At 36.4% G+C, this 1,592-nt stretch carries 2 protein-coding genes; one reads left to right on the top strand and one right to left on the bottom strand.

Annotated elements, in window-relative coordinates; all coding sequences use genetic code 11:
- Nucleotides 1-184 precede the first annotated feature (184 nt).
- Nucleotides 185-1,360, bottom strand: a complete 1,176-nt coding sequence (locus tag AC1DG9_RS26830; protein ID WP_477611983.1) for a tyrosine-type recombinase/integrase — start codon at nt 1,358-1,360, stop codon at nt 185-187.
- A 46-nt stretch (nt 1,361-1,406) separates the two neighbouring features.
- On the opposite strand from AC1DG9_RS26830, the gene AC1DG9_RS26825 reads away from it, so the two are divergent.
- Nucleotides 1,407-1,592 (top strand): hypothetical protein (locus AC1DG9_RS26825; protein ID WP_477635665.1); only part of this gene is annotated, 186 nt, incomplete at its 3' end.

Genomic DNA, 1,592 nt, shown 5'->3' with positions numbered 1-1,592 from the left:
GTGTGGCATTTACTCCACCTAATGCGCATAATGGACAGCCAATAAAAAGGCACAAAGACCCAATAGAGATAGCGGAATTAGGTATAGAATATTATGAGAGGTATTTAAAGAGAATCGAGGAGAAATTCTTTACCTAACTCCTTTGTTATTAAAAATAACATAGTTTTAAATCAATGGTATGCTATTAATCCCCAAAAATATCATCTGCAGCTTTATCCAACACATCATCTTGCCTTATATCATTTAAGTAGATCTGGTGTACAGCCAATGTACTATGTCCTAATAATTCCATTGTTACCATTGGATTATTAATCTTATCGATAGCCATACGAGCAAAAGTATGTTTCGCAATGTGAGAGGATAAGGGTTTTTTAATTCCGGCCATGACCGCCAGTACCTTCAAATTCTTATTAACAGCTGTTGTACATACTTCTTTATGCTTCAACCTGGCCCGTTCGTTTTCAAACTTTGATAGCTTTTTATTAGGCCTCCATGTAAAAAATGGAAATAGCTTATCGTGCTTGCCAGAATACTTATCCAATATCTCCTGAGCGCGGGGTATTAGTTTTATCGTTAATCCCTTCCCGGTCTTATCTGCCGTATACATAAACCGGCCATCTTCAAATTGTTTTGCCTCTGCTTGTAGTAAGTCTCCAACTCTTATCCCACGCAAATATACCTGCATAAGGAAAATATCACGCGTGGCGGTAAGCAGATCATCATCAGGTAATTTTAATTCTTCCAATGCCTTTAATTCAACGCTGGTTAGTTTAAGTTTTATTGTTTTTTCTGATGCTACTTTAACCTGTTTAATCTCCCTGGTTACGCCTTTATCTGAATATCTTAATATAATCCCACGAAGCTGCTTAATCTTCATGATAATCGTATTATTTTTATTCCCCTTAGATACATAGTTGGATATCAGGTTATCAAACCACTTCTCATCGATATCAGATAATAGTACGCCCGTTTTAACTTGTTTTTTTAAAGCAGAAATCTTGTCATAATATCCTGACTTAAATTCAGCCTTCAACCGTTCCAGTTCTAATTCTATTGCTTCACCCAAAGTAAGCCTCCGTTTTTCTGAGAAAATATCTGAAATACGCAAATCACCAGACTTCAGATCGTATAGTTCCTTTTCAGCTTTTGCGTACTCCGTTGAAATATAGGAATTGATACGAGCAGCATTGGTAACATTTGTTTTTACTCGATTGGTTTTGAAATTCCAGTTATCTGATTTACACCTGGCAATAACTTTCTTCTTAACCCGACCATCAATAATGTACTGTAGCACGATTGGATGCGTATTATCGGTGTAAAGTTTAGATGTGTACATGTGGACCTTAAGACTGGCTTTCATGGTGTAAATGGGTTTTTACTTATGGTGTTTCCTTGGTGTAAATAAAATGCGTTGGATATTGTGGTTAGGTGCAGCAAGTAAATATAGAAAAAATGCTTTGAAACAAGAAAGGAGTGGTTTAGAACTTGTCTTAACCACTCCTTTCCATTTAATCCGTGGACCCGAAGGGAGTCGAACCCTTGTCCAGTTGTGTGATAAATTATGCTTTCTTCATGCTTATTTTCCAATTAAT

This window comes from Pedobacter sp. 05L430, assembly GCF_056397585.1.
Note: the sequence above shows the minus strand (reverse complement) of the source record. Positions and strands in the feature narration are given on the sequence as shown.